Origin of the sequence: Pseudomonas sp. ok272 (genome assembly GCF_900109995.1) — a bacterium.
Taxonomy (GTDB): Bacteria; Pseudomonadota; Gammaproteobacteria; order Pseudomonadales; family Pseudomonadaceae; genus Aquipseudomonas.
This window is the reverse complement of sequence record NZ_FOCB01000011.1, coordinates 1-6,902: the sequence shown is the minus strand read 5'-3', so window position 1 is coordinate 6,902 and position 6,902 is coordinate 1. Positions and strand designations below refer to the sequence as shown.

Here is a 6,902-nt window from a genome sequence, read left to right as displayed (position 1 = left end):
GCGAGCCTGCTCGCGAAGAGGCCAGCACATTCGGTATCGATGTAGGCTGAGCCATTGCTTTCGCGAGCAGGCTCGCTCCCACCAAGGCTCCCACCAAGGCTTATCCGTACGGGTGAGAGTCCGGTTGCTTGGCCATGATCTGTGTGAACAACGCCGATTCGATCATCCCGTCGAGCCATCCTTGCAGGTGCTGATACGGTGTCTGCCCGAACCAATCGCGGTCGACGTGGGCGAACTGGCGGATGAAGGGCATCAGGGCGATATCCGCCAGGCTCGGGTGGTCGGCCAGCAGGTAGCGCTGCTGCTGGAGCAAGCCATCGAGGCGGCGCAGAAACACTTCGCCCTCGGCGCGGTAGTGGGGCATCGGGAACTGCGGGTAGCGCTCGGCGTATTTGTAGTGGTTCAAGTGCACCTTGAACACCTGGTCGTTCTCCTCGATCAGCGCCGCAGCCAGTGACTGTGCCGCGGGGTCGTCCTTGAGCCGCCAATCCTGGGGGTCGTTCTGCGCCAGCGCCCAGTCGATGATCTGCAGGCTCTCATCTATCACCTGCCCGTCAGCGTTGAGCACCGGCACCGTGCCCTTGGCCGACAGCGCGAGCATGTCGGCGGGCTTGGCCTTGAGGCTGACTTCCACGATCTGCACGGGCACCGCGCTGTAGCGCAGGGCCATGCGGGCGCGCATGGCGTAGGGGCAGCGGCGGAACGAATACAGGGTGTTCATTTCACCTCCAGGGTGCTCAGGCCGTTGCCCTGGCGCCGGACCTGGATCTGCACCGGGATGCGCTCGTGCATCTCCTGCACGTGGGAGATCACCCCGACCTTGCGGCCCTGGGCCTGGAGTCCGTCGAGGGCGTCCATCGCCAGTTGCAGCGACTCGGGGTCGAGGCTGCCAAAGCCTTCGTCGATGAACAGCGATTCGATCTTCAACGTGCTGGACGCCATCGACGCCAACCCCAGGGCGAGCGCCAGCGACACCAGGAACGTCTCGCCGCCGGACAGCGAGTGTACCGAGCGCAATTCGTCGCCCATCTCGGTGTCCATCACCAGCAGGCCAAGCATGCTGCCGCCGCGCTTGAGGCGGTAGCGGCGCACCAGTTGGCGCAACTGGACGTTGGCATGGTGCACCAGCAGGTCAAGGTTGTAGGCCTGGGCGATCTTGCGGAATTTGTCGCCGGAGGCAGAGCCGATCAAGGCGTCGAGGCGTGCCCAGCGTTGCCACTCGCGGTAGGCGGCACTGATGCGTTGCGCCAGCGCCTGGTTGGCGTCCTGGCGGCGCTGGTCCTCGACCTGTTGCGCACGCAGTTCGGCACACCGCTGTTCACTGACGTTCGCCTGCTGCTGGACGTCGAGCAAGGCCTGCGCCAATGCCTCGGGCTCCAGGTTGCCGTTGTGCTGCGCTTGATGGGCGTGCAGGCGTTGTTCACGTTCCTGCAGCAGCACCTTGGCTTGCTCGACGGCTTTATCGCTGTGCTGCAGGTGCTCGCGCAGTTGGCTGACCTGTGCATCGCTGATCCCCAGCAGTTGCGCCAGGCCGGCGTCGTCCAGCTCAGGGTGCAACGCGCGCCACTCGGCGATCTTGTCGCTCAATTCCCGCTGTTCCGCGTCCAGCGCTTGCTGGCGTTGCTGCTCGGCCTTCAACTCGGCGGCGAGTTGGATCAACTGGCTGCGCGCCTCCTGCAACTGTTGGTCAGCAGTGGCTTGGGCCTGGCGCGCCTGGTCCACCGCGAGGTCGAGTTGCTGCTGCCATTGCTCGGGGCTCGCGTGCTCGCCCAGCAGTTGGGCGAGGGTGTCGCGGGCCGCGTGCTGTTGCTCGGCCAGGGCGTTGAAGTGCTGTTGCGCGGCGTCGAGTTGCTGGGCACGGGTGAGCTGGCGGTCCTGTTCCTTGTCCAGGGTTTGTTGGCGCTGTTGCTGCTCGGCGAGTTCCTCGCGTTGCAGGTCGAGGTGCGCCAGGCGCTGCGTCACTTGCTGGTCGAGCTGGATGAAGGTGTTGGCCGGATCGACGCGCAAGCCTTCCAGGATCGGCGCCGGCAGCAGCGCGGCGTAAGCCTTGAGTTCGTCTTCCAGGCGCTGGCGGTCGTTCGCCAGTTCCCGTTGCTGGAGCGCCAGTTGTTGGCTGGCCTGCTGGCTGGCCTGTTCGACGGCCTGGAGCTGTTGCGTCAGGCGGGCGGCGTCCTGTTGCAGGGTGAGCAGGGCGCTTTGCCGTTGTTCGTCCTGGGCGATGCGTTGGCTCAATTGGGCGCTTTGCTGGGTCAGCCAGGCGTCGCGCTTGCCGGGGTCTTGCGCCAGTAACGGGGCGGCCAGCGGGTGGGCGGCCAGGCTTGGCGCCAGGGCCTGCTGTTGGAGGATGAGCTGCTCTTGCTGCTGCAACAGGTCCTTCTGCTGGGCGATGACCCCGACCACCTCGCCGCGCAGTTCGGCGAGTTTTTCCTTGAGACGGTCGACCGCGTGCTGGGCGCTGGCCTGTTCGCTTTCATCAAACCGCCCCAGGCTGTGCAGCAACGCCTCGGGCTGATGGTAGGGATGCTCGACGCTGCCACAGACCGGGCACGGCTGGTCGTCTTGCAGTTGCGTGCGCAGCTCTTCGACGCTGGCACTGCGGGCCAGGCGCTGGCGCTCCAACAATTGCCGCGTGACGTCAAGCGTCTGCTCGGCCACCGCCAGTTCGGCCTTGGCCTGCACCCCTTCGCCGGTCAGGCGCTCGCGCTCGACCTGGGCGCTGAGCAGGCGTTGTTGCAGCGCTTGCCCACGGCTGTCGAGTTCCTGCTGCTGGGCCCACAGCCGCATCAGTTCTTCGATGGCCCGCAGCTGTTTGCGATTGTCCTGCAACAGGCCGCCGAGCAGTTGGATCTGTTCGGCCACCGCCTGGGGTTCGGCGCCGGCTTCGCGGTACAACAGCTCCAGTTGCTGGCGCTGTTCCTGGAGTTGCTGGGTGCTGTCGGCGGCACGCTGCTCCAGTGCGAGCAGTTCGGCCTGGCCGTGCTTGAGGCGATTGCCCACCAGCATCAGTTGCTGCAAACGTTCGCGGTGCAGGTGCCAGGCATCGCTGACGGGGGCCAGGTGCAGGCTGTGCTCTAGTTGCGTGGCGATTTCGGCCAGGCGTTCGGCCACCCGTTGCTGTTGCGCGTGCAACTGCGCAATGGCCTGTTGACCTTGGTGGCTGGCCTGTTCGGCGTGGTCGCGCTGTTCGGCGGCAGTGCCCAGGGCCTGGGTCAGGCGTGCGAGGTTGCTGTGTTCTTCGAAGGCCCGGCGCAGCAGCGGGGCGTTGCGGCCGTGTTGCTCCTGCGCCTCGGCCAGCGCCGCTTGGGCGGCGGTGAGGCGCTGTTGCAGTTGGGATTGGCGTTGTTGCAGCTCATCGTGTTGTGCGCTGTGCTGCTGGATCGACGCGGCCAGGGGCGTGAGCTGCGCGTTGAGTTCGGCCTGGCGGGCAAACTGATGACGTTGCGGCGCCAGGTGTTCCAGGCGCACCAGGTTCAGGCGTTCAAAGGCCAGAGCCTCCCACGCCTGCTGGGCCTGATGCAGTTGTTCGGCGCTCGCCTGATGCTGGTCCTGCAGGTGGCCCAGCTCCTTGAGCCAGGTGTGCTGCTGTTCCAACTGCTTGAGTTGCGCCTGCTGGGCCTTGAGTTGTTGCTGGGCTTCGAGGCAACGCTGGTCGAGTTCGGCGCGGGCTTCAGGCTCCAGGGCAATGATGCCGCTGGCCTGGTCCTGCAACAGCTTGTGGGCTTCGCGGGTCTGCTTGGCCTTGTCGAAGGCGCGCTTGCCCAGGCGGGTGTAGAGCGCGGTATCGGTGAGCTTCTCCAGCAGCTCGCTGCGGTCGTTGTCATCGGCCTTGAGGAAGGCACTGAACTCGCTCTGGGCCAGCATCACCGCCCGGGTGAACTGTTCGAAGTTGAGCCCCAGCACGGCTTCGAGCTGGGTCTTGTACTCGCCTTTCTGGCTGGCCAGCAGTTGATCGGTGTCCAGGTCGCGCAGGCTCTGGCGGCTGGCTTGCAGCTTGCCGTTGGCTTTCTCGCGGGCGCGATTGGCTTCCCAGCGGGCCCGGTAGCGGCGGCCGTCGATGCCGAGGAAGTCCACCTCGGCAAAGCCCTCGCCGGTGCCTCGGCGCAGCAGCGTGCGCGGATCGCCAGTAGCAATCTCGCCATCGGCGTCCGGCACCTTGGCATCGCGTCCGGTGTTGTTCAGGCGCGGCACGGCGCCAAACAGCGCCAGGCACAAGGCATCGAGCAAGGTGCTTTTGCCGGCGCCCGTCGGGCCGGTGATGGCGAACAGGCCGGCGCTGGCCAGGGGCTCGGCGGTGAAGTCGATGTCAAAGGGACCGGCCAGGGAGGCGAGGTTCTTCAGGCGGATGGCGAGGATCTTCATGGCTGTTCGCTCTCCTGCTGAACGTCTTGCACCAGTTGGGCAAAGTCACTGAGGGTCTGTTCATCGACCTCGCTGGCGTAGGCGTCATGCCAGGCGCGGCTGAACAGCTCTTGGGGGCTGAGTTGGTCGAGTTCGATCAATTGGCCGCTGTCGTCGCTGCCATCCGAACCACCGGTGCCGGCGTACTCGGCGGCGATGCGCACCAGGCGCACGGCCTTGCCTTGCAGGGCGGTTTCGATCTGCTGGCGCAGGTCCGGCTGGGGTTCGTCCAGGCGCACGCGCACTTCCAGCCAGGGCTGGCGCTGGGTCTCGGCCAGCAAGTCGATGTTCGGCAGCTCGGCCAGTTGCCCGAGTATCTCGGCCAGCGGCGCCGGGCCCAGGCGCTGCAGGTTGACGGCGCGGGGGATCAGGCGCGGTTCGACGCTGACCAGGGTTTCACCGTCCAGGGTGACGTCGAGAATCTGGTGCTGATAGCTGATCTCGGAGAACGACAGCGGGATCGGCGAGCCGCAATAGCGAATGCGCTCCTCGCCGTTGACCTTCTGCGGCTTGTGCAGGTGGCCGAGGGCAACGTAGCTGATGCTCGGGCCGAACAGGCTGGCAGGCAGCGCCTCGGCGTTGCCGATGATCAGGCTGCGCTCGGAGTCCTCGGACACCGAGCCGCCAGCCATGTGGGCGTGGCTGATGGCAATCAGCGCCTGGCCGGGCGTGCGCTTGGCATTGGCGGCCGCGATCAGCCATTCGTGGACCTGGCCGATGCCGCGTAGGTAGTGATCACCCAAGTGCGCCCCGGTGACTTCGGCCGGGCGCAGGAACGGCAGCGCCAGGCACCAGCCGGCAATGGCGCCCGAGGCATCGGGCAGCGGGATCAGCAGGCGGTCGGCGTCCAACTGCCCATCGTCGAGCCACAGCACCCGGCCCAGGGCATGGGTGCGCAGGCGGCGCATCAACGGCGCGGGCAACTCGATCCGCGAGCCGGAGTCGTGGTTGCCGGCAATCATCACGATGGTCAGCGTGGGTTGTTGCTCATGGGCGCTGACGATGAAGTCGTAGAGCCGTTCCTGGGCTTTGACCGGCGGGTTGACCGTGTCGAAGATGTCGCCGGCAATCAGCAGCACGTCGGGCTGTTCCTGCCCCAATTGACGCAGCAGCCAGTCGAGGAAACAGCCATGCTCGAAGTCGCGTTCCTGGCCATGCAGGTTCTGCCCAAGGTGCCAGTCGGAGGTGTGAAACAGACGCAAGGCGCGCTCCCTGAGAAAAAAGGTCTTGCCGCAGTGACGACGCACGCGGCGAAAGGCTGGGAGTTTACTGGCAAATAGCGATCTTGCCCGCGAAAAGTAGGGGCGCCCCCCGCGCTGCGCCGTCCTGCTCGCCAGTGACGGGAAACGCGCAGTGGCCCTGCGCTGGCAAAAAACAGACCTTTCCTACGGAGGATGTTGACGTCTTCTGCAGCTTTGTTTGAACTGACGCGCCAAAGTCGCCGCCCCTTAATCCGTGAAAGTAGCGTTATGTCTGATTCTGTGGCTGAACCATCAGTGGGCGTGTCAACGCGCGTAGCGCTGTATTCCAAGTTATCCCTCGTAGCGGTCGTGGCGTGTCTGTTGGCCGCATGCGATGGCCCGCCGCCAACGTCTCGGTGGTATGCCGACAACCCTACGCAAATGCATGAAACCCAGGAGGCCTGTAAACGTTCCGCGTACTGGCCGTCTACCGAACGGTGCGACAACGCACGGGAGGCCTATTCGATCTGGATGGCTGAAGAGCGCAAGCGTGAAGAGGAGCGCGCGCTGGCCATCGCCCGAGACACGCCCGAGGATCTCAAGACCATTGACTGGTATGAGAACCATCGCCATGCACGACGAGTCAAACTTCGGGAGTGCCAGCATCGTATGATACGGGAGGATCTTACAATTGATCACACCTGCCTGAAGGCTGCCAGAGCAGAGACGAGTCAGTTCCAAAAATTTGGCTCACTGAGACCGATAGTCGGTGCACGGCTATCTCACATAGTAGGACCCCACCCCACGGATGTATCACGCCCATCGTCTCCTCCCTCGGCTACCCCAAACCCTCAGCGAGATTAAGGAGCGCGCCAGGCAATCTGCGCGCAGGCGTCAGCGCTTGTGCCGATACACCTCGGCAAACACCTCGGTAATCGGCCGCCGCGGCTGACGCTTGTGCAGGGCGCGTACCTGTTCGCTCATGCGCAGCAACTCGGCGCTGGGCTTGGCCCATTGGTCTTTGGGCAGGGGTTCGGACCATTGGCGCATGACCTCGGGCAGGGCTTTGTGGCCCATGGCCTTGATCTGGCGGATCTCCCATTCGACCAGGCGGTTGGGCAGGGTCCAGAAGGTCATGACGTGGTACAGGTACCAGAAGAACCCCGACAACCAATCGCGCTGGCCGTCGCGGATTTCTTGGTGCATGCGCGCCCGGGCGTTGTAGAAGGTGTGCAGGCCTTCGTGGGGTGGGTCGTCGGGGCCTTGCAGGTCGAGGGGGTCCTGGATCGACTTGAGGTCGTTGACCTCGTACTCCATGTAGCC

At 65.1% G+C, this 6,902-nt stretch carries 4 protein-coding genes and 1 pseudogene; 1 reads left to right on the top strand and 4 read right to left on the bottom strand.

Translation table 11 applies throughout. The annotated features are described in order from the left end of the window. Positions 1-100 precede the first annotated feature (100 nt). Genes BMW74_RS16280 through BMW74_RS16270 form a run of 3 tightly spaced genes read right to left on the bottom strand, consistent with a single transcriptional unit; the run spans position 101 to position 5,600 of the window. Positions 101-721, bottom strand: coding sequence for a glutathione S-transferase (locus BMW74_RS16280; RefSeq protein ID WP_093423272.1), 621 nt, complete (start codon positions 719-721; stop codon positions 101-103). After that, positions 718-4,359, bottom strand: a complete 3,642-nt coding sequence (locus BMW74_RS16275) for an AAA family ATPase (protein WP_093423269.1) — start codon at positions 4,357-4,359, stop codon at positions 718-720. Before BMW74_RS16275 ends, BMW74_RS16280 begins: the two co-directional genes overlap by 4 nt. Next, on the bottom strand, positions 4,356-5,600 hold the full coding sequence (locus tag BMW74_RS16270) for an exonuclease SbcCD subunit D C-terminal domain-containing protein (RefSeq protein WP_093423266.1): 1,245 nt from the start codon (positions 5,598-5,600) through the stop codon (positions 4,356-4,358). The genes BMW74_RS16275 and BMW74_RS16270 overlap by 4 nt, the downstream gene beginning before the upstream one ends. A gap of 192 nt (positions 5,601-5,792) precedes the next feature. Between BMW74_RS16270 and BMW74_RS25750 the strand changes: the two genes are divergently transcribed. Continuing rightward, positions 5,793-6,443, top strand: a complete 651-nt coding sequence (locus tag BMW74_RS25750) for an EexN family lipoprotein (RefSeq protein ID WP_371911759.1) — start codon at positions 5,793-5,795, stop codon at positions 6,441-6,443. 30 nt (positions 6,444-6,473) lie between these two features. On the opposite strand, the pseudogene BMW74_RS16265 reads toward BMW74_RS25750, so the two are convergent. Beyond that, positions 6,474-6,902: pseudogene (locus tag BMW74_RS16265) on the bottom strand (hypothetical protein); the annotation flags it as partial.